The sequence below is a fragment of the Microbacterium aureliae genome (genome assembly GCF_054780155.1).
The window spans coordinates 840,897-860,124 of sequence record NZ_BAAGWW010000001.1; the positions used below are offsets into that span (position 1 = coordinate 840,897).

Genomic DNA, 19,228 nt, shown 5'->3' on the forward strand with positions numbered 1-19,228 from the left:
AGACGTCCAGGCGACGGGGAACACCCACCGGCGGGGTGGGGTTCAATGGGAGAGGACCGAGGAGGATCGATGACCTACGCCGTCAACAAGACCGACGAGCAGTGGCGCGCCGAGCTCACGCCCGAGCAGTACGCGGTGCTGCGCCAGGCGGGCACCGAGCGCGCGTGGACCGGCGAGCTGCTGGACGAGAGCCGCGCGGGCCTGTACACGTGCGCCGCGTGCGGCGCGGAGCTGTTCCAGAGCGGCACGAAGTTCGACTCGCACTGCGGCTGGCCGAGCTTCTACGAATCCGTCCGGCCCGAGGCGGTGGAGCTGCTCGAGGACCGCTCCCACGGCATGGTCCGCACCGAGGTGCGCTGCGCCGCGTGCGGCTCGCACCTGGGGCACGTCTTCCCCGACGGGTTCGGAACGCCCACCGGCGACCGCTACTGCATGAACTCGCTGTCGCTGCAGTTCACCCCGGACGACGAGGCGTGACCGGCGCGCTCGAGGCGGTGCAGTCGCGCCGCTCGTGGTCGAAGGTGACGGATGCCGCGCCCACCCGCGAGGAGCTGCTCACCCTCGTCTCGGCCGCCGGCCGCGTCGCCGACCACTCGTCGCTGCGACCGTGGCGGCTCATCGAACTGCGCGGCACCGACCGCGAGATCCTCGGGCGCGCGATCAGCAAGGCCGAGGGCGACAAGGGCGTCTCGAGCAAGCCTCTGCGCGCTCCGCTGCTGATCGCCGTCGTCGCAAGCTATCGCAAGACGGGCAAGGTGCCCCGGTGGGAGCAGGAGGCCGTCGCCTCGGGCGTCGCCCACGTCCTCAGCCTGCTGCTGGACGAGGCCGGGTGGGGCGTCATCTGGCGCACCGGCGGCTTCACCCGCTCGAAGGCCGTGGCCAAGGCCCACGGGCTGAAGAAGAACGAGGAGCTCCTGGGCTGGCTGTACGTCGGAGGCAAGCCCGAGCGCGAGGGCGGCGGCAAGCGGCACGTGCTCGACGCCCGCACCGTGCTGTCCCGGATGCCGGGATCCGCCGAGCCCGCCGAGGACTAAGCCGAGGGGGCCTGAGCGTCCGGCCGGCGTCTGGCGGATCGGCGCAGCAACCCGCGGGGCGTCGCGGCCACGACCACCGAGACCAGCGCGACACCGACCATCGCGGCGCCCTGCAGGAGTCCGGGGCCGGCCGGCGACGGCCACGCCGCGTCGAGCAGGAACGACGTCAGCAGCTGGCCGGTGACGGCGCCCAGCCCCAGCAGCAGGACCCCGGTCCGCTGCACCAGCGCGGCCGACAGGAAGATGTAGACGACTCCCACCGCTCCCCCGGCGTACAGCAGCGGATCCGCCGGGAAGGGCCTCGGCGGTCCCGCCACGGCGACGTGGATCGCGGCGGCCACCGCGAGGATCGCGGTTCCGCCGATGAAGTTGACCAGCGTCGCCACGAGCGGTGTGCCCACCCGCACGCGCAGCCGCCCGTTCGTGGCCTGCTGCCACGCGATGCCCGCACCGGTCAGGACGGGCAGCACCAGCATCCATGCCGGGATGCCGCTCACGCCCTCGCCGACCAGGGCGATCGCCACCGCGCCGAGCGCCAGCGCGCCGCCCGCCAGGCGGCGCGGGGTGACGGCGACGACGCCCGCCGGGCCGTAGCCCACGCGGTCCAGCACGAGGCCGTTGACGGTCTGCCCGGCCACGACCCCGACGGTGAACAGCGACACCCCGATGAGTCCGACGGCAAGGCCCTGCGTGGCGACGGTGAAGGCCCCGGCGGCGCCGCCGATCAGCATCCACGCGGGGATGGAGCCGTCCCGGATGCCGCGCAACAGCGTCGCGGTGCCGCGGCGCCCCCCCCGGCGAGGCGGCCGTCAGGACGACGAGGATCAGCAGTCCCGAGCCGAACGACACCACAGCGGCGACGAAGCCGTCACCCAGACGCAGACCGAGCTGGCCGTTGATCCGGGCCTGCAGGGCGGTGAGGACGCCGACGGCGACGGCGCCGGCGATCGCCGGCCACACCGGGGTGAGCGAGTGGGTGCGCGGAGGGGTGGAGCTCGCCATCGAGCCGACTACGGGACTCGAACCCGTAACCCCCGTATTACAAGTACGGTGCGCTACCAATTGCGCCAAGTCGGCAGGCCACCGAGTCTACCGGCGCCCGCGCGAGCCGCCGGAACGTCAGGGTGCGGGGGTGGCGCTCGGGGTGGGGGTCGGCGTCGGGGTCGACTGGTAGTACGCGTCGCTGGCGACGGTCAGGACGAACTGCGCGAACTCCTGTGGGTCGTTCAGAGCGCCGACGTACTGCGTGCCGTTGACGAGCACCGTGGGGGTGCCGGTCAGCGCGATGTCGGTGTCGGGCAGGCCGTCCAGCGCGCGCTCGGTCGCCGTCCGCGCCCAGGCCTGGAAGGTCTGCTGCTCGATGCACGCGCGCACCTCGCGGGGCTTGTCGGCCCCCGATGCGATGGCCAGCGACGCCAGCTCGCTGTCGGTGTAGCCGTCGGAGTCGACCTCGGGCTGCTGGCTGAGGAGGGCGTTGTTGTACGCGAAGAACCAGTCGGGCGAGTGCGTCGCCACGCAGGCGGCGGCGCCCGCGGCGCGCAGCGAGTACTTCGTGCCGTTGGACTTCGCCGTCAGCATCGACACCGGGTGGTAGGTCAGGGTCGCGGCGTCCTCGGACACCCACTCGGCGAGCTGCTGCACGTTCGCGAGCTGGAACTCGCGGGATCCGGTCGAGAGATAATCGACGTACACGCGGATGTCGACGGCGGGGCGGGCGGTCGGCGTGGGCTCCGGCTTCTCGTCCGCCGACTTCGACGTCGCCTCGGGGGTCGGGGTGGGCGTCGGAGTGGCGGCCGGGCCCTGGTCTGCGGCGCCGCTCGAGAGCGAGACGCCCGACACGCTCGAGACGGTGAAGCCGTCGTCGACGAGGTTGCCGGGGCGCAGCAGGGGCTTGGATGCCGCGGACGAGACGACCCAGGTGATCACGACGGCACCGATCACGACGACGGCGACGGCCGTGAGCGCGAGCGTGGCGACGCGGATGCGACGGGCGCGCGACTGGCGCACGTGCACCTGCTGGGCCTTCTCGCGCACGGCGTCGCGGCGCTCGCTCGGCGCGGGCGCATTCGCAGGATCGTCGCTCGACATGGAACCTCTCGGGACGTGAAGGGTGCCGGATCTCGGCGGAGGCCGCACGTCAGAGGCGGCCGGATCCGATGTTAACCAGGCAGTCTGGGAAATGCCCAGACGCGCGCGCGGGGCGCGCCGTGGCATACTGTGCTTGCGCCCGATGGCGGGCGCGCGGGAAAGCCCCCGCTCATCCTCACTACGGATCGTCCGGCACGTACCTGCCGGTGAAGGAGAAGAGAACATGGCGTCCGTCACTTTCGACAACGCAACGCGCCTGTACCCGGGGGGCACGCGCCCCGCTGTGGACAAGCTCAACCTCGAGATCGCCGACGGCGAGTTCCTCGTCCTCGTCGGCCCCTCCGGCTGCGGCAAGTCCACGTCGCTGCGCATGCTGGCCGGTCTCGAAGAGGTCAACGCCGGCCGCATCCTCATCGGTGACCGCGACGTCACCGACGTGCCGCCGAAGGACCGCGACATCGCGATGGTCTTCCAGAACTACGCGCTGTACCCGCACATGACCGTCGCCGAGAACATGGGCTTCGCCCTGAAGATCGCCGGCGTCGGCAAGGAGGAGCGCGCAAACCGCGTCCTCGAGGCCGCCAAGCTGCTCGACCTCGAGCAGTACCTGACCCGCAAGCCCAAGGCACTCTCGGGCGGTCAGCGTCAGCGTGTGGCCATGGGCCGCGCGATCGTGCGCCAGCCGCAGGTGTTCCTCATGGACGAGCCGCTGTCGAACCTCGACGCGAAGCTGCGCGTGCAGACCCGCACCCAGATCGCCTCGCTCCAGCGCCGCCTGGGCGTCACCACGGTCTACGTCACGCACGACCAGACCGAGGCCCTCACCATGGGCGACCGCATCGCCGTGCTCAAGGACGGCCTGCTGCAGCAGGTCGGCACCCCGCGCGACCTGTACGAGCGTCCGAACAACGTGTTCGTCGCCGGCTTCATCGGCTCCCCCGCCATGAACCTCTTCCCGGCCGACCTCGCCGACGGCGGCGTCCGCTTCGGCACCGAGGTCGTGCCGCTGGACCGCGACACCACCGGTCGCGCCCACGGCAGCGAGGTCACCATCGGCATCCGCCCCGAGGACATCGTGGTCGGACCCGCCGACGGCAAGGGCCTGTCGGTCGTCGTCGACCTCGTCGAGGAGCTCGGCGCCGACGGCTACCTGTACGGCCACACCGACATCAACGGCAAGCGCACGGACATCGTCGCGCGCGTCGACGGCCGCCGTCACCCCAACGCGGGCGAGACCGTGACCCTGGCGGCCACCGCCGGTCACGTCCACGCCTTCGACATCGAGACGGGCGAGCGCCTCAACGACGCCCCGGTGGTCTCGGGAAGCTGACCGATCCTGCTGCGGCGCGGGCGGGCGACACGCCCCCCGCGCCGCGGCGTTTCCGCTGACCGGAGGACCGATGCCCGACGCACTCAGCATCACCGCCAGCTCCGTCGACCCGGGACTGCTGGCGCTGCCGTGGTCGACGCCGCTCGGCGACTGGCCGTCGAACACGATCGTCTACCTGCCCAAGGGCATCTCGCGCCACCTGGTGCGGTTCGCGAACCTGTCGGGGCGGGTGGTGGCGATCAAGGAGACCACCGCCGAGATGGCGCGGCGCGAGTACGACATGCTCGGCAACCTCGCGCGGCTGGACGTGCCGTGCGTGGAGCGCGTCGCCGTCATCGACGGCCGTCGGACGCCGGCCGGTGAACCGCTGCCGGCCGCGCTGGTCACCGCGCACCTGAAGTTCTCGCTTCCCTACCGCGCGCTGTTCACCCAGGTGCTGCGTCCCGACACCGCCACGCGGCTCGTGGACGCCCTGGCCGCGCTGCTCGTGCGCCTGCACAACGTCGGGTTCTTCTGGGGCGACGTGTCGCTGTCCAACACCCTCTTCCGCCGGGATGCCGGCGCCTTCGCCGCCTACCTCGTCGACGCCGAGACCGGCGAGCTGCACGAGACCGGCCTGACCCCCGGGCAGCGCGAGCACGACCTCGAGGTCGCCCGCACCAACATCGCCGGGGAGATCATGGACCTCGAAGCCGGCGGCCGCCTCGAGGGCGGCGTCGACGCGATCGCCATCGCCGACGGCATCGTCAGCTCGTACCGGTCGCTGTGGGCGGCGCTGACCGACACCGAGACCTTCGGCGCCGACGAGGCGTGGCGCCTGACCGAGCGCGTCCAGCGCCTCAACGCGCTCGGCTTCGACATCGGCGAGATGTCCATCCAGTCCCAGGCCGACGGCACCCGGGTCTCGATCCAGCCGAAGGTGGTGGATGCCGGGCACCACCAGCGCCGTCTGCTGCGCCTCACCGGGCTCGACGTCGAAGAGAACCAGGCACGGCGCCTGCTCAACGACCTGGACGAGTTCCGCGTGCGGATCTCGCGGCTCGGCGACGACGAGGAGATGGCGGCGCACGAGTGGCTCACGCGCGTCTTCGAGCCCGTCGTGAAGGCTGTGCCGTGGGACCTGCGGGCAAAGCTCGAGCCGGCGGAGCTGTTCCACCAGGTGCTCGAGCACCGCTGGTACATGTCGCAGGCCCAGGGACGCTCCGTTCCGCTCGCCGAGGCGCTGTCCAACTACGTCGACGAGGTGCTGCGCCACCGCCGCGACGAGGCGACCCTCATGGCGCCGTCCACCGAGACCGTCTCGTTGCCGGTCGTGACCGCCGCCATCCCGGCCCTGGACGAAGAGGAAGAGGCCATCGACTGGCGCGACCTCGTGTGAGGCCGCGCCGGCCGACGACGCCGGTCAGTATCCGACGGTGAAGCGCTCGCGCGAGTGACGCGGGTTCTCGATCTCGTCGACGACGGCCACGGCCAGATCGGCGCCCGAGATGAACGACTCGCCGTCCTCGTCGGTCACCAGCACGTCGCCGCCGTCGCGGTACGAGCCCGTGCGCTCCCCCGGGTTCCACATGCCGAAGCCGCCCGCCGGGTGGATGTAGAACCAGTCGCGGCCCGAGGAGCCCGCCTGCAGGTCCTCGAGGACGCCGATCGCCTCGAGCGCCTCGGGCTTGTACTCCTCGGTGAACGAGGGCTGGTCGACGACCCGCTCTCCGCCCGGTGCCACGAGGCTGCCGCCCGCACCCCCGATGACCCCCACGCGCACGCCCTCGGGAAGGGAGTGGACCAGCTCGGCCATCGCCTCGCGCAGGTGGCCCAGCATCTCGCCGCGAGCAGCGACCGCCGACACCACGACGTCGACGCCCTCCAGCTCGCTGACGAGGGTCGGGACGTCCAGCAGCGTGCCCTCGATGTAGGTGGCCCCCTCGACGCGGTCGGTCGGCACGTTGCGGGCGACCGAGACCACCGTGTGGCCGCGGCTCACCGCCTCGGCGACGATGTTGCTCCCGGCGTAGCCGGTTCCTCCGATGACGGCGATGCGGGTCATGCTGGTCCTTTCCTGGCCGAACGGGTACCCCAGGTGCAAGCGCCCCGGGGTCCCGATCATTCCCGCGCGCGGGCGGTGGGCTCAGAATGCCGGTGGGGTGTGCCAGATCCGGTCGATGTAGTCCCGCATCGAGCGGTCGGACGAGAAGAACCCGCACCGGGCGACGTTGAGGATCGCCGACCGGGTCCAGCCGTCCTGGTCGCGGTAGGCGGCATCCACGCGCTCCTGCGCGGCGATGTAGGACGAATAGTCGGCGAGCACCATGAAGCGGTCGTGGTAGAGCAGGTTCGACACGATCGGCTCGAACATCGCCCGGTCGCCGCGCGAGAACCTCCCCGACGCGATCAGGTCGATCGCACGGCGCAGGTCCGCGTCCTCGCGGTAGAAGTCGCTCGGGGAGTAGCCGCGGGCGAACAGCTCCTCGACCTGCGGCTCGCTCATGCCGAATAGGAAGAAGTTGTCGTCCCCCACCAGCTCGCGGATCTCGACGTTCGCGCCGTCGTCGGTGCCGATCGTGAGGGCGCCGTTGAGGGCGAACTTCATGTTGCCCGTCCCCGACGCCTCCTTGCCCGCGAGCGAGATCTGCTCCGAGAGATCCGCGGCGGGGATGACGCTCTCGGCGAGGGTGACGTTGTAGTTCGGCGGAAACAGCACCTTCAGCCGGCCCTCGAGGACGGGGTCGGTGTTGACCGTCTCGCCGACGGCGTTGATGAGGTGGATGATTTCCTTGGCGATCCGGTACCCGGGCGCCGCCTTCGCGCCGAACACGAACGTCCGCGGCTGCAGGTCGGCGGCCGCCAGGCTCCCCGACGAGACGCGGTCGTACAGCGTCACCACGTGCAGCAGCTTCAGCATCTGCCGCTTGTACTCGTGCAGGCGCTTGACCATGACGTCGAGCATGTGGTCGTCGGCGACGCTGACGCCGTCACGGGCCTCGAGGACCCGGGACAGGCGACGCTTGTTGTGCGCCTTGATCTCGGCGAAGCGGGTGCGGAACTCGGGGTCCTCGGCGTAGGCCTCGAGCTCGCGCAGACGGTCGAGGTCCGTCAGCCAGGTCGACCCCAGCGCGTCGGTGATCAGCTCCGACAACGCGGGGTTGGCCAGGCGCATGAAGCGCCGCGGGGTGACCCCGTTGGTGACGTTGGTGAACTTGCCGGGGAAGAACTCGTCGAAGTCCGGCAGCACCTTCTCGCGCAGCAGCTGCGAGTGCAGCTCCGCGACGCCGTTCACCTTCGCGCCCGCGACGGTGGCGAGGTACGCCATGCGCACGGAGCGCTCGGGGTGCTCGCCGATGATGGACATGTTGCGGATCCGCAGCTCGTCGTCGCCGAAGCGCTCCCGCACGGCATCCAGGAACTCGTCGTTGATGCGGTAGATGATCTCGAGGTGCCGCGGCAGCAGGCGCCCCAGCAGCTCGACCGACCACACCTCGAGCGCCTCGGGAAGAAGGGTGTGGCAGGTGTACGCGAAGCACTGCTGGGTGATCCGCCATGCCTCGTCCCACTCCAGATGGCGGTCGTCGACGAGGCGGCGCATCAGCTCGGGCACCCCGATGACGGGGTGGGTGTCGTTGAGCTGGAAGATGACGCGGTCCGGCAGCTTCGACAGGTCGAAGTCCGGCAGCAGCACGTTGTCGAGGAAGTCGCCGATCGAGGCCGCCACGAAGAAGTACTGCTGCTGCAGGCGCAGCTCCTTGCCCTGCGGCGTGGAGTCCTCGGGGTAGAGCACCTTGGAGATGTTCTCGGCGTAGGTCTGCGCCCGCACCGCCTCGGTGTAGTCGCCGGAGTTGAAGATCCGCAGGTCGAACGCCTGCGTCGCCCGGGCGCTCCACAGGCGCAGCGTGTTCACGCGCCCGTTCTGGTAGCCGGGGACCATGTAGTTGTAGGGCACCGCCTGCACGTTCCAGGCCGGAACCCAGCGCGAGCGCTCCACGCCGTCGTCGTCGTACGTCTCGGTGTGGCCGCCGAACGAGATCACCTGCGAGCGCTCGGGGTGCGGGAACTCCCACGGCGAGCCCATCTCGAGCCACGCGTCGGGCTGCTCGACCTGGCGGCCGTCCTCGAAGGTCTGCCGGAAGATGCCGTACTCGTAGCGGATGCCGTAGCCGATGCTCGGAACGCCCATCGTCGCCAGCGAGTCCACGAAGCACGCCGCCAGGCGACCGAGACCGCCGTTGCCGAGACCGGGCTCGACCTCCTGCGCGCGCAGGTCGTCGATGTCGATCCCGCACGAGGCGAGGGCCCCGGTGGCGATGTCCATGAGGCCGGTCGCGAGCAGGTTGTTGTCGAGCTGCCGGCCGAGCAGGTACTCCGCCGAGAGGTAGCACACGCCCTTGGCCTGGGTCTCGCGCTGCCGCTTCTGGTCCTCGAGCCACCGCGCCATCAGGTAGTCGCGGACGGTGTAGGCCAGCGCCGTGTACTGGTCCGTGGCGTTGGACGACGACAGGGCGACGCCCCGGTCGAAGTTCAGGTTGAGCAGGAACTCCTTCACGAATCCGTCGACGCTGCTGGCGGGCGACGAGACGGGGGCGAGGGCGAGGGGATGCCGCGCGGGCGCCTGGGGGGAGGACGCCGGCTCGGGGTTCAGGGTGTCGGGCACCCTAAGAAGGTACTCTGCCTCGGCGGCGAGACCGAGAAAATGTCACGATCGCATCGCGGACGTCACGCGCCCGACACACGGCTCGGCCGGGCTGGGACCGCCCGCGCGGCGGCTACGCGCTCTGCGCGGCGCGGGTCGTGGCGACCTGGTAGAGGGCGACGGATGCCGCGATCCCGGCGTTCAGGGACTCCGTGGCCGAGCCGATCGGGATCGACACGATCTGGTCGCAGGTCTCGGTGACCAGGCGCGACAGGCCCTTGCCCTCGGAGCCGACGACGATGACGACCGGCCGGTCGGCCAGCTGGAGCGCCGGCAGGGGCACGTCTCCCCCGCCGTCCAGGCCCAGCACGAAGACGCCCTGCTTCTTGAAGTCCTTGAGCGTGGCGGTCAGGTTCGCCGCCAGCGCGACGGGCACGCGCGCGGCCGCCCCGGCACTGGTCTTCCACGCGGCGGAGTTCACGCTCGCCGAGCGACGCTGCGGCAGGATGATCCCCTGGCCCCCGAACGCCGCCGTCGAGCGGATGATGGCGCCGAGGTTGCGCGGATCCGTGATGCCGTCCAGCGCGACCAGCAGCGGCACATCGCCGCGGTCGACGATCTGCTCGAGCAGATCCTGCGGGTGGGCGTACTCGTAGGGCGGCACCTTCAGGGCGACGCCCTGGTGCACACCGTCGAAGCCGGCCATGCGGTCGAGCTCGGGACGCGTGACCTCGAGCACCGGGATGTCCCGGTGGGTGGCGGTGGCGAGCATCTCCTTCACCCGGTCGTCCATCTCGACCCGCTGCGCGATGTACAGCGTCGTGGCCGGGATGCGGGCGCGCAGCGCCTCGAGGACGGAGTTGCGACCGGTGACGATCTCGGTCTCGTCCGTCGACTTCGCCTTCGCCGCGGGGCGCGAGGACGACCCGGGCTTCGCGCCGGGGCGGCCCTTGCCGCCGGCGGCCGCGTAGCGCTCGGCAGCCGCCTTGCGCTTGCCGGCGACGTGCCACGCGCGGTCCTCGGCCTTGGGGGTCGGCCCCTTGCCCTCGAGCGCCTTGCGGCTGTGACCGCCGGTGCCCTTGACGGGGCCCTTCTTCTTGCCCTTGCTCGCGCCGGGGCGTCCTGGCTTAGCCATCGATACTCCAATGTGTTCCGTCGGCGCTGTCCTCGAGCGCGATTCCCGCCGCGGCGATCGCATCGCGGATGCGGTCGGCGGCGGCCCAGTCCTTGCCGGCGCGCGCCTGCGCGCGCTGGTCGATCATCGCCTGCAGCAGGCGGTCCAGAGCCCCCGCCTCCGCAGACTCGCCTCCCGAAGCCCACGCGGGGTCCAGCGGGTCGATGCCGAGCAGGCCCGTCATCACGGCGACCGCCGCGAACCGGTCGGCGACGGTGTCGTCGTCGGCGGCATCCAGGGCGGTGTTGCCCTCGCGCACGGCCTCGTGCAGCACGGCGAGCGCCTGCGGCACGGCCAGGTCGTCGTCCATCGCCTCGGCGAAGGCGGCCGGAGCGGCGGCGCTCAGCCGCCGGTCGGCGTCGTCCAGGCGCAGCATCCGCACCGCACGCTCCTGGAACGAGCGGATGCGGCCGACCGCCGCGGCGGCCTCGTCGAACGAGGTCTCGGTGATGGCGAGGCTCGAGCGGTAGTGCGCCGCCAGCAGCGTGTAGCGCACCACGAGGGCGTCGCGCTGGCGGAGCAGGTCGTCGGCGAGCATGAAGTTGCCCAGGGACTTCGACATCTTCTGGTCGCCCACGGTGACCAGGCCGTTGTGCACCCAGTAGCGGGCGAACCCGTCGCCGGCCGCCGTCGACTGCGCCAGCTCGTTCTCGTGGTGCGGGAAGCGCAGGTCGAGACCCCCGCCGTGGATGTCAAACTCGGCGCCGAAGAAGCGGCGCGACATCGCCGAGCACTCGATGTGCCAGCCGGGACGCCCGCGGCCCCACGCAGACTCCCATGCGGCCGATTCCGGCTCGTCGGACTTCACGCCCTTCCACAGCGCGAAGTCGCGCGGGTCGCGCTTGCCTCGGGGATCGGCGTCGCCCGCCGGCTCCATCGCGTCCGGCGACTGCCGGGTGAGCTCGCCGTAGGCGGGCCACGACCGGACGTCGAAGTAGACGTCCCCGGCGGCCGGGTAGGCGTGCCCGGCGTCGATCAGCCGGGCGATGAGCTCGTGCATCTGCGGGATGAACCCCGTCGCGCGCGGCTCGTAGGTCGGCGGAAGGATGCCGATCGCCGCATACGCCCGCGAGAACTGCTGCTCCATGCGGTACGCCAGCGCCCACCACTCCTCGGAGTCGGTGGCGTTCTGCAGCACCTTGTCGTCGATGTCGGTGACGTTGCGGACGAAGGTGACGCGGCCGAAGCGGTGGGCGAGCCAGCGCCGCAGCACGTCGAAGGCCAGCGCGCCGCGCAGATGGCCGATGTGCGGGCCGGACTGCACCGTCGGACCGCATACGTAGACGGTGACGTTCCCGGGGTCTCTCGGCACGAAGTCGCGCAGCGACTGCGCCTTGGTGTCGTAGAGCCTCACAGTCACCGCACCAGCCTACCGGCGGGCGCTGTCCGTTCGGAGGACGGCCGTGGCGGTAGAACTGGAGGGTGAATGTGCTCGCCGTCCTCGCCGCCGCCGTCCTCTTCGGCACCACCGGCACGTCGCAGGCGCTCGGCCCCGACGGCACGACGCCGCTGTCGATCGGCGTCATGCGGATGGTGATCGGCGGGACGGGCCTGGCGGTGCTGGCGTTCGCGCTCGCTGCGCGAGGACGCCGTTCCCGCCCGCGCAACCCCACGTGGGAACCGCGGCCCATCGCGCTGATGGTGCTCACCGGCGCATGCCTGGCGGTGTACCAGCCGTTGTTCTTCCTGGGCGCCGAACGCAACGGAGTGGCCGTGGGGACGGTGATCGCCCTGGGTTCCGCGCCGGTCCTCGCGGGAGTCCTGGAGTGGCTGCTGACGCGGCGGAACCCCACCGCGACGTGGCTGGTGGCCACGGCGGCGGCCACCGCCGGCGTCGTCCTGCTCGGCCTCGGCGGCGGCGGGTCGGGTGCCGCCGACCCGGTGGGCCTGCTGGGGTCGATCGGCGCGGGCGCCTCGTTCGCCGTCATCGCCAACGCGCAGCGTCGGCTGCTGGATGCCGGCTGGGATCCCTTCACCGTCGTGGGTGCGATGGGTGCCTCCGCCGCGGCGCTCACCATCCTCGCGCTGCCCTTCGTGGACGTGGGCTGGCTCGCCGAGCCGGCCGGCTGGATCATGGCGCTGTGGCTGGGGCTTGCGACGATCTCGATCGCCTACGTGCTGTTCACCTGGGGCCTCAGCGGCCTGACGGCGGCGACCGCCGCGACCCTCACCCTCGGAGAGCCGCTCACCGCCGCCGTCCTGGGACTCACCGTCCTCGGCGAACGCCTCGCCCCGCTCGCCGTCACCGGCCTCGTCGTCCTCGTGGTGGGGCTCGCGGTCCTCGCGTGGGGATCACGCCGGCCGCGCGACCCCGCCCCCTATGCCGTGGAGGGATAGATGCTGCTCATCCGGCCCGACGACCTGTCCTCGCCGCTGACGCGCGGGCTCATCGCCCGCCACCTCGCGCACATGCGGGCGACGTCGCCCGAGGACAGCTGCCACGCCCTGGACGCCGAGGCCCTCGCCGACCCGGGCGTCGTGCTGTTCTCGGCCTGGGAGGGCGACGAGATCGCCGGCATCGGCGTGCTGAAGATGTGGTCCCCCACCGATGCCGAGGTGAAGTCGATGCGCGTCGCCGATGGGTTCCTGCGCGCGGGCGTCGGCCGTTCCCTGCTGCGCCGGATCATCGACGCGGCCCGCATGCGGGGCGCGACGGACGTGTGGCTCGAGACCGGCAGCCACGACGACTTCACCGCGGCGCACCGGCTCTACGCGAGCGAGGGGTTCTCGGTGTGCGGACCCTTCGCCGACTACGCCGTCGACCCGCACTCGGTCTTCATGCACCGGCGGCTCGACGCACCCGGGGACTGATCAGGCCGGCAGCAGCAGCGCGACCGCCGTCGCCGAGACGCCTTCGCCGCGACCGGTGAACCCGAGCCCGTCGGTGGTCGTGGCGGACACCGAGACATCCGCCCCGCCGAGCGCCTGCGAGAGCACGCGCTCGGCCTCCTGCCGCCGGGCGGCGAAGCGCGGGCGGGTGGTCTGCACCTGCACCGAGACGTTGCCGATCCGCCACCCCGCCTCGCCGAGGAGCTCCCGCGTCCGGCGCAGGAAGGCGTCGGCGTGAGCCCCGGCGAACTCCGGCCGGTCCGTCCCGAAATGCGTGCCGATGTCGCCGAGGCCGGCCGCGGCCAGCAGCGCGTCGACGATGGCGTGGGCGACGGCATCCCCGTCGGAATGACCCGAGAGCGCCCGCTCGCCCGGCCACTCCAGGCCCGCCAGCCACAGCGCGCCGTCGCCGCCGAACGCGTGCACGTCGGTCCCGACGCCCACGCGCGGCGCGGTGCCGCGATGCCGGCTCGGGGCATCCGCGGCGGGCGCGGTCTTCTCGAGCATCGCGCGCGCGCGGTCGAGGTCGGCCGCCGTGGTGATCTTGAAGGCCGACGGGTCGCCGGCGACCGTGGTGATCGGATGCCCCGTCGCCGCGACGAGCGCCGCGTCGTCGGTGTACTCGGCCGTCGCGGCGGCGTATGCCGCTTCGAGCACGTCCCGACGGAATCCCTGCGGGGTCTGCGCCGAGGCGAGCTCTGCGCGGTCGACCCCCTCGACGACGGCCGCGCCGGCGACCCGCTTGATCGTGTCGACCACGGGAAGCACCGGGAGGACTCCCGTCGCGCCGGCGGCGACGGCGGCGATCACGCGGCTGAACACCGCCGGCGGGGTCAGCGCCCGCGCCGCATCGTGCACCAGCACGATGTCGACGTCGCCCCACAGCGCGGCGAGCCCGGCCGCGACCGACGCCTGGCGGGTCTCACCCCCGGTGACGACGTCGACGAGATCCCGGCGGTCCCCCGCGGCATCCATCGCCTCGGTGAGCGCATCGCCCTCGCGCCCGCGCGGTGCGACCACGACGACCTGCGCCGAGCACGCGTCGAAGACGCCCTGCAGGGCGTGGCGCAGGATCGAGCGGTCGTCCAGGCCCACGAAGGCCTTGGGGGCGGCGGCACCCAGGCGGGTTCCGGAGCCGGCGGCGACGACGATGACGGCCACGCGGGGCACGGGGGTGATGGAGCTCACACCAGCACTCTGCCACGCGTCGGACCGGCATCCGAGCCTCGGCAGACGAAAACGGCGGCGCCGAAGCGCCGCCGTTTTCGAAGTGATCCGCAGATCAGCTCGCGAGAACCTCGTCGAGCAGGACGCTGGCCTTCTCTTCGTCGGTCTTCTCGGCGAGCGCGAGCTCGGACACGAGGATCTGCTTGGCCTTGGCGAGCATGCGCTTCTCGCCCGCCGAGAGGCCGCGGTCCTGATCGCGGCGCCACAGATCACGCACGACCTCGCTGACCTTGATGACGTCGCCCGAGGCGAGCTTCTCGAGATTCGCCTTGTAGCGACGAGACCAGTTGGTCGGCTCTTCGGTGAAGGGGGCGCGCAGCACCTCGAAGACCCGGTCCAGGCCCTCCTTGCCGATGACGTCGCGGACGCCGACCAGATCGACGTTCTCAGCGGGAACCTCGATGATGAGGTCGCCTTGCGTGACGTTGAGCTTCAGGTACTTCTTCGTCTCGCCCTTGATGATTCGGTCCTTGACCTCGATGATCGTTGCGGCCCCGTGATGGGGGTAGACGACCGTCTCGCCAACCTCAAAAAGCATGGAGTTATGTCCTTTCGGCAACCTCCAGAATACCACAGGCGACATGCGCTAGAGTTTGCCGCCGCACTCCCGGGCCGCGCGCCGTCGCCGTCGCGCGCAACCCCATAGAATGCTGGGGATGCCGTCGTCCACCCTGGGAGGATCTGTCATGTCGAATCACCGCACCGTGGGCGCGGCGCTCGCCAGCACCAAGACCCGCCGCGCGCTCGCGCTGGCGGTCGCCGGCGCCGCCGTGGCGACGACCCTCACCGGGTGCAGCATGATCTCCACGCAGGCGACCACCATCCAGTACAACCCGTCGGACGGCGTCGGAGCCAGCGCCGGCCCCATCGAGGTGCGGAACGCCCTCATCATCGCCGACGATGAGGGCTCGGCCGGCAACATGCTTGCAGCCCTGGTGAACACCACCGACAGCCCCGCGACGATCACGATCGAGATCGGCGAGGGCGGGTCCATCCTCAGCGAGACCGTCCAGGTCCCCGCCCGGACGACCGTGAGCCTCGGCGCCGACGGCGAGGACCCGCTGCTGATCGAAGGCCTGGACACGATGCCCGGCGCCGACGTCCCGGCCTACTTCCAGGCCGGCGACGCCGACGGCTCGCTCGTCCGCGTCCCCGTCCTGGACGGCGAGCTGGAGTACTACGCGCCCTACGTCCCCTGATCGGCGGACGGACACGAGAAAGGCCTCTCCCGCGGGAGAGGCCTTCTCGTTGTCAGCGGTGACGGCTCAGACAAGAAGCATCAGGCTTCGAAGCGATAGCCGAGTCCACGGACGGTCACCAGCATGACCGGGTCGCCCGGGTTCTCCTCGATGCGGGAGCGGATGCGCTTGATGTGGACGTCCAGGGTCTTCGTGTCGCCGTAGTAGTCGCTGCCCCACACCCGGTCGATGAGCTGCCCCCGCGTGAGCACGCGGCCGGCGTTGCGCATCAGCACCTCGAGAAGCTCGAATTCCTTCAGGGGCATGTTGATCTCGGCGCCGTCGACCGCCACCGTGTGCCGGTCGATGTCCAGCACGACCCGGCCGCCGTCGAGCACGCGGTCCTCGAGGTCCGCCTCGGCCTGCGTCTGACGGCGCAGCACCGCCCGCATGCGCGCGAGCAGTTCCCGCGACGAGTAGGGCTTGGTGACGTAGTCGTCGGCGCCGAGCTCGAGGCCCACCACGATGTCGACCTCGGAGTCCTTCGCGGTGAGCATGATGACCGGGACCCCCGAGCCGGTGCGGATCTGCCGGCACACCTCGGTGCCCGGCATCCCGGGCAGCATCAGGTCGAGCAGGACGATGTCGGCGCCCCGCTCGCGGAAGACCGTCAGCGCGGTGGGCCCGTCCTCGGCGATCTCGACCTCATAGCCCTCGCGGCGCAGCAGGTAGGCCAGCGGGTCGGCCAGGTCGGGCTCGTCCTCGACGATCAGGACGCGGGTCATTGCGGTGCTCCGTTCTCGGCCGCAGACACGGCCGTCTTCACAGCCGCCGAGGCGGCCGGGCTGTCGGCCGCGGGAGCGGCCGCCTTCTTGGGCTTCTTGCGTCGCTTGGCGGCGAGCGGGACATCCGCGGGGGCGGCGGCTGCGGGCAGGCGGATCGTGAACGTCGAGCCGCGGCCCGGACGCGACCACAGCCGGACCTCGCCGCCGTGGCGGTTCACCGCGTGCTTGACGATCGACAGGCCGAGGCCCGTGCCGCCGGTGCGCCGGGAGCGGGCCTGATCGGTGCGGTAGAACCGTTCGAAGATGCGCTCCTGGTCGCCCTCGGCGATGCCGATGCCCCTGTCGGTGACGGCGATCTCGATGACCCCGTCCACGAGCTTCACCCCCACGCCCACGTCCGCGCCCGCCGGCGAGTACACGATCGCGTTGGAGATCAGGTTGCCGACCGCCTCGATGAGGATCTGCGCGTCTCCGCGTACGTAGAGGCCGCGTTTGCCGCCCCGCACGACCGTGACCCCCGCCGAGGCGGCCTGGATGGAATGGGCCTCGAGGGCGGCGGTGACGATCTCGTCGACGGCGATCAGCTGATCGGTCGTGAGGTCCTCGGCGGCCTGAAGCCGCGAGAGGTTCATGATGCGCGAGGTCAGCATCGACAGCCGGGCGGCCTCGGCGGTCAGGCGCGAGGCGAAGATCCGCACCTGTGGCGGGTCGTCGGCGGCGGATTCGATCGCCTCGGCGAGCAGGCTCACCGCCCCGACGGGGGTCTTCAGTTCGTGGCTGGTGTTGGCGACGAAATCGCGCCGCATCTGCTCGACCCGCTCGCGCTCGGTGATGTCGCGGAGGACCAGCAGCGCCAACCGCGGCGAGATCCGGCTCGCTCGCACGACCACGAGCCGCGGCTCGGCCGGCGGTGCACCGCGGCGAAGGCGCAGGGTCTCCTCGGCGGCCACGTCGGCGAACCGCGTGCGGCGGACGACGTCACGCAGGCCGTCGGGCGGCAGCACGGAGCCCTCGTCGAGACCGAACGGGCGCGCGGCGGCCGACGCGGCCATCACGGTGAACGAGCCGTCGACGACGACCGCGGCGTCGTCCATCCCATGCAGCACCTCGCGCACCCCTCGCGGGATGTCGGCGGATGTCTCGGCGCGCACACGGTCGCGGGCGCGCAGCGACACGGCGATGACGGCCGAGACGGAACAGCCGATGATGACTCCGGCGAGGAGGGCGAGCAGCACGAGCTGCGTCGTATCCATTCCCTCACTGTACGGTCCCCGTCCACGCGCCGTCGGACGGTCTTCGATGCCCGACCGCCCGCGGTCGGTACTATTCACTCCCACGGCACCGATCGTTAACCTTCGGTGGCGACAATCGCCAGGGCCCGCGGGAGCGGCTCCCCCGCGACGGAATCAGAAAGGTGCCGGCATGCGCGAAGTCTTCCACCAGTCCCTCGAGGACGCCCAGTCACGCCTGGTCGAGATCGCCGAGCTCGTCACGATCGCCATCGACAAGGCGACGCGGGCGTTCGAGTCGAGCGACGTGGGGCTCGCCGAGGAGGTCATCGAGTCCGACGCCATCATCGACGAGAAGGCCATCGCCCTCGACGAGCTGGCCATCGAGATCCTCGCCCGGCAGCAGCCGGTCGCGCGCGACCTGCGCATCGTCGTGGGCGCGCTGCGCATGAGCGCCTCGCTGGAGCGCATGGGCGACATCGCCGAGCACATCGCCCAGCTCACCCGCATGCGCTTCCCCGAGCGCGCCATCCCCCGCGGACTCAAGGCCACCTTCACCAAGATGGGTCAGCTGGACGTCGAGGTCGCCCGGACTCTCACCGAGCTGCTGCGCACCCAGGACATGTCGCTGGCAGAGAAGATCCGCAACGCCGACGACGCCGTGGACGAACTGCACGCCAGCGTCTTCGAGAAGGTCCTGAGCGACTCGTGGCGGGGTGAGGCCGCGGCCACGGTCGACGCCACGCTCGCCAGCCGGTACCACGAGCGGTTCGCCGACCACGCCGTCTCGGTCGCCAAGAAGGTGGCCTACCTCGCCACCGGCGAGTGGGAGACGGTGTCCGAGGTCGTCGACAGCACGTCCTTCCCGCTGTCGTAGCGACAGCGCCGGACCCAGAGCCAGAGAGCGGATGCCCCCGGGGGGAGGCATCCGCTCTCTTCTGCGTCGCGAGTCTGCGTCGTGCGGGGCTACTTGCCCTGGTTGGCGACGGCGGCGGCACCCGCGGCGGCGGCCTCGGGGTCGAGGTACTCCCCCGGCCCGAGCGGCATGAAGTCCTCGCCCAGGCGGTAGACCAGCGGGATGCCGGTGGGGATGTTCAGCTCGGCGATGTCGGCGTCGCTGATGCCGTCGAGATGCTTCACCAGCCCCCGCAGCGAGTTGCCGTGCGCGGTGACGAGGACGGTCTTGCCGGCCTTGAGATCCGGGATGATGTCGTTCTGCCAGTACGGCAGGAACCGGTCGATGACGAGCTTGAGCGACTCGGTGCGCGGCACCTCGCCGTCGATGCCGGCGTAGCGGGGGTCGCCGACCTGGCTGTACTGGTCGTCGTCGGCGAGCTCGGGCGGGGGCACGTCGAAGGAGCGGCGCCACAGCATGAACTGGTCCTGGCCGAACTCCTCGAGGGTCTGCGCCTTGTCCTTGCCCTGCAGGGCGCCGTAGTGGCGCTCGTTGAGACGCCACGTGCGCTTGACGGGGATCCACAGCCGGTCGGCGGCGTCGAGGGCGATGTTGGCGGTCTGGATGGCGCGGCTCAGCAGCGACGTGTGCACGATGTCGGGCAGCAGGCCCTTCTCGGCCATCAGCTCGCCGCCGCGCTGGGCCTCGGCCTTGCCGAGGTCGGTGAGGCGGACGTCGACCCACCCGGTGAACTGGTTGGACTTGTTCCATTCGCTCTGGCCATGGCGGAGCAGGATCAGCGTGTAGGGCGCAGTCATGACGCCCATGATATCGACGG

General features: G+C 71.3%; 19 protein-coding genes, 1 tRNA gene and 1 pseudogene. 8 read left to right on the forward strand and 13 right to left on the reverse strand.

Annotated features, from left to right (window positions below):
• The first annotated feature begins 69 nt into the window (after window positions 1-69).
• A complete protein-coding gene (gene msrB / locus ACYVF4_RS04065) occupies window positions 70-477 on the forward strand; it encodes a peptide-methionine (R)-S-oxide reductase MsrB (RefSeq protein ID WP_460719972.1) in 408 nt (135 codons plus the stop codon).
• Entirely contained in the window at window positions 474-1,034 is a 561-nt protein-coding gene (locus tag ACYVF4_RS04070) for a nitroreductase family protein (protein ID WP_460719974.1), read from the forward strand. The genes msrB and ACYVF4_RS04070 overlap by 4 nt, the downstream gene beginning before the upstream one ends.
• On the opposite strand, the gene ACYVF4_RS04075 is transcribed toward ACYVF4_RS04070, so the two are convergent.
• The 4 genes and pseudogenes from ACYVF4_RS04075 to ACYVF4_RS04090 all read right to left on the reverse strand — a co-directional run bounded on the left by ACYVF4_RS04075 (window position 1,031) and on the right by ACYVF4_RS04090 (window position 3,122).
• The gene (locus ACYVF4_RS04075) at window positions 1,031-1,801 is read right to left on the reverse strand and encodes a DMT family transporter (protein WP_460719976.1); all 771 of its coding nucleotides are present in this window, start codon (window positions 1,799-1,801) and stop codon (window positions 1,031-1,033) included. The two genes, ACYVF4_RS04070 and ACYVF4_RS04075, sit on opposite strands and share 4 nt — an antisense overlap.
• A gap of 76 nt (window positions 1,802-1,877) precedes the next feature.
• Window positions 1,878-2,036, reverse strand: a pseudogene (locus ACYVF4_RS04080) (DMT family transporter); the annotation flags it as partial.
• A gap of 2 nt (window positions 2,037-2,038) precedes the next feature.
• Window positions 2,039-2,111, reverse strand: a tRNA-Thr gene (locus ACYVF4_RS04085).
• Window positions 2,112-2,153: 42 nt separating this feature from the next.
• A complete protein-coding gene (locus tag ACYVF4_RS04090) occupies window positions 2,154-3,122 on the reverse strand; it encodes a DsbA family protein (RefSeq protein ID WP_460719978.1) in 969 nt (322 codons plus the stop codon).
• A gap of 223 nt (window positions 3,123-3,345) precedes the next feature.
• Here ACYVF4_RS04090 and ACYVF4_RS04095 point away from each other — a divergent pair, with 223 nt between their 5' ends.
• Together ACYVF4_RS04095 and ACYVF4_RS04100 are read left to right on the forward strand one after the other, a co-directional pair.
• Entirely contained in the window at window positions 3,346-4,452 is a 1,107-nt protein-coding gene (locus ACYVF4_RS04095) for an ABC transporter ATP-binding protein (protein WP_460719980.1), read from the forward strand.
• 70 nt (window positions 4,453-4,522) lie between these two features.
• Entirely contained in the window at window positions 4,523-5,830 is a 1,308-nt protein-coding gene (locus tag ACYVF4_RS04100) for a DUF4032 domain-containing protein (RefSeq protein WP_460719983.1), read from the forward strand.
• Between the two features lie 24 nt (window positions 5,831-5,854).
• Here ACYVF4_RS04100 and ACYVF4_RS04105 read toward each other — a convergent pair whose 3' ends face one another.
• The 4 genes from ACYVF4_RS04105 to cysS form a co-directional block, all read right to left on the reverse strand.
• Window positions 5,855-6,496: an NAD(P)-dependent oxidoreductase gene (locus tag ACYVF4_RS04105; RefSeq protein WP_460719985.1), complete on the reverse strand. Its 642-nt coding sequence runs from the start codon at window positions 6,494-6,496 to the stop codon at window positions 5,855-5,857.
• A gap of 81 nt (window positions 6,497-6,577) precedes the next feature.
• Window positions 6,578-9,094 (reverse strand): glycogen/starch/alpha-glucan phosphorylase, encoded by a 2,517-nt coding sequence (locus ACYVF4_RS04110; RefSeq protein WP_460719987.1) that lies wholly within the window; start codon window positions 9,092-9,094, stop codon window positions 6,578-6,580.
• 112 nt (window positions 9,095-9,206) lie between these two features.
• Window positions 9,207-10,208, reverse strand: a complete 1,002-nt coding sequence (gene rlmB, locus ACYVF4_RS04115) for a 23S rRNA (guanosine(2251)-2'-O)-methyltransferase RlmB (protein WP_460719989.1) — start codon at window positions 10,206-10,208, stop codon at window positions 9,207-9,209.
• Window positions 10,201-11,607 carry a cysteine--tRNA ligase gene (gene cysS / locus ACYVF4_RS04120; protein ID WP_460719991.1) on the reverse strand — a complete coding sequence of 469 codons (1,407 nt, stop codon included), beginning with the start codon at window positions 11,605-11,607 and terminating at the stop codon, window positions 10,201-10,203. Before cysS ends, rlmB begins: the two co-directional genes overlap by 8 nt.
• A 62-nt stretch (window positions 11,608-11,669) precedes the next feature.
• Between cysS and ACYVF4_RS04125 the strand changes: the two genes are divergently transcribed.
• Together ACYVF4_RS04125 and ACYVF4_RS04130 are read left to right on the forward strand one after the other, a co-directional pair.
• The gene (locus ACYVF4_RS04125; protein ID WP_460719993.1) at window positions 11,670-12,584 is read left to right on the forward strand and encodes a DMT family transporter; all 915 of its coding nucleotides are present in this window, start codon (window positions 11,670-11,672) and stop codon (window positions 12,582-12,584) included.
• The gene (locus ACYVF4_RS04130; protein WP_460719995.1) at window positions 12,585-13,058 is read left to right on the forward strand and encodes a GNAT family N-acetyltransferase; all 474 of its coding nucleotides are present in this window, start codon (window positions 12,585-12,587) and stop codon (window positions 13,056-13,058) included.
• Here the strand turns inward: ACYVF4_RS04130 and ispD are convergent, their stop codons facing one another.
• Window positions 13,059-14,264 carry a 2-C-methyl-D-erythritol 4-phosphate cytidylyltransferase gene (gene ispD / locus ACYVF4_RS04135; RefSeq protein ID WP_460719997.1) on the reverse strand — a complete coding sequence of 402 codons (1,206 nt, stop codon included), beginning with the start codon at window positions 14,262-14,264 and terminating at the stop codon, window positions 13,059-13,061.
• Between the two features lie 94 nt (window positions 14,265-14,358).
• Window positions 14,359-14,841: a CarD family transcriptional regulator gene (locus ACYVF4_RS04140; protein ID WP_460719999.1), complete on the reverse strand. Its 483-nt coding sequence runs from the start codon at window positions 14,839-14,841 to the stop codon at window positions 14,359-14,361.
• Window positions 14,842-14,989: 148 nt separating this feature from the next.
• On the opposite strand from ACYVF4_RS04140, the gene ACYVF4_RS04145 reads away from it, so the two are divergent.
• On the forward strand, window positions 14,990-15,502 hold the full coding sequence (locus ACYVF4_RS04145) for a DNA modification methylase (protein WP_460720001.1): 513 nt from the start codon (window positions 14,990-14,992) through the stop codon (window positions 15,500-15,502).
• 80 nt (window positions 15,503-15,582) lie between these two features.
• Here ACYVF4_RS04145 and ACYVF4_RS04150 read toward each other — a convergent pair whose 3' ends face one another.
• Window positions 15,583-16,266 (reverse strand): response regulator, encoded by a 684-nt coding sequence (locus tag ACYVF4_RS04150; protein WP_460720003.1) that lies wholly within the window; start codon window positions 16,264-16,266, stop codon window positions 15,583-15,585.
• Window positions 16,263-17,519 (reverse strand): sensor histidine kinase, encoded by a 1,257-nt coding sequence (locus tag ACYVF4_RS04155; protein ID WP_460720005.1) that lies wholly within the window; start codon window positions 17,517-17,519, stop codon window positions 16,263-16,265. Before ACYVF4_RS04155 ends, ACYVF4_RS04150 begins: the two co-directional genes overlap by 4 nt.
• Window positions 17,520-17,688: 169 nt before the next feature.
• Between ACYVF4_RS04155 and phoU the strand changes: the two genes are divergently transcribed.
• Window positions 17,689-18,372 (forward strand): phosphate signaling complex protein PhoU, encoded by a 684-nt coding sequence (gene phoU / locus ACYVF4_RS04160; RefSeq protein WP_460720007.1) that lies wholly within the window; start codon window positions 17,689-17,691, stop codon window positions 18,370-18,372.
• 89 nt (window positions 18,373-18,461) lie between these two features.
• Here phoU and ACYVF4_RS04165 read toward each other — a convergent pair whose 3' ends face one another.
• Window positions 18,462-19,208 (reverse strand): phosphoglyceromutase, encoded by a 747-nt coding sequence (locus ACYVF4_RS04165; RefSeq protein WP_460720009.1) that lies wholly within the window; start codon window positions 19,206-19,208, stop codon window positions 18,462-18,464.
• Window positions 19,209-19,228: the final 20 nt, after the last annotated feature.

What these genes read in the sequence shown, in the direction of transcription:
- phoU (WP_460720007.1), top strand. Translation starts at nt 17,689, where the DNA reads ATGCGCGAAGTCTTCCACCAGTCCCTCGAGGACGCCCAGTCACGCCTG.
- ACYVF4_RS04090 (WP_460719978.1), bottom strand. Translation starts at nt 3,122, where the DNA reads ATGTCGAGCGACGATCCTGCGAATGCGCCCGCGCCGAGCGAGCGCCGC.
- ACYVF4_RS04145 (WP_460720001.1), top strand. Translation starts at nt 14,990, where the DNA reads ATGTCGAATCACCGCACCGTGGGCGCGGCGCTCGCCAGCACCAAGACC.
- rlmB (WP_460719989.1), bottom strand. Translation starts at nt 10,208, where the DNA reads ATGGCTAAGCCAGGACGCCCCGGCGCGAGCAAGGGCAAGAAGAAGGGC.
- ACYVF4_RS04105 (WP_460719985.1), bottom strand. Translation starts at nt 6,496, where the DNA reads ATGACCCGCATCGCCGTCATCGGAGGAACCGGCTACGCCGGGAGCAAC.
- ACYVF4_RS04165 (WP_460720009.1), bottom strand. Translation starts at nt 19,208, where the DNA reads ATGACTGCGCCCTACACGCTGATCCTGCTCCGCCATGGCCAGAGCGAA.
- ACYVF4_RS04130 (WP_460719995.1), top strand. Translation starts at nt 12,585, where the DNA reads ATGCTGCTCATCCGGCCCGACGACCTGTCCTCGCCGCTGACGCGCGGG.
- ACYVF4_RS04150 (WP_460720003.1), bottom strand. Translation starts at nt 16,266, where the DNA reads ATGACCCGCGTCCTGATCGTCGAGGACGAGCCCGACCTGGCCGACCCG.
- msrB (WP_460719972.1), top strand. Translation starts at nt 70, where the DNA reads ATGACCTACGCCGTCAACAAGACCGACGAGCAGTGGCGCGCCGAGCTC.
- ACYVF4_RS04095 (WP_460719980.1), top strand. Translation starts at nt 3,346, where the DNA reads ATGGCGTCCGTCACTTTCGACAACGCAACGCGCCTGTACCCGGGGGGC.
- ACYVF4_RS04140 (WP_460719999.1), bottom strand. Translation starts at nt 14,841, where the DNA reads ATGCTTTTTGAGGTTGGCGAGACGGTCGTCTACCCCCATCACGGGGCC.
- ACYVF4_RS04100 (WP_460719983.1), top strand. Translation starts at nt 4,523, where the DNA reads ATGCCCGACGCACTCAGCATCACCGCCAGCTCCGTCGACCCGGGACTG.
- ACYVF4_RS04155 (WP_460720005.1), bottom strand. Translation starts at nt 17,519, where the DNA reads ATGGATACGACGCAGCTCGTGCTGCTCGCCCTCCTCGCCGGAGTCATC.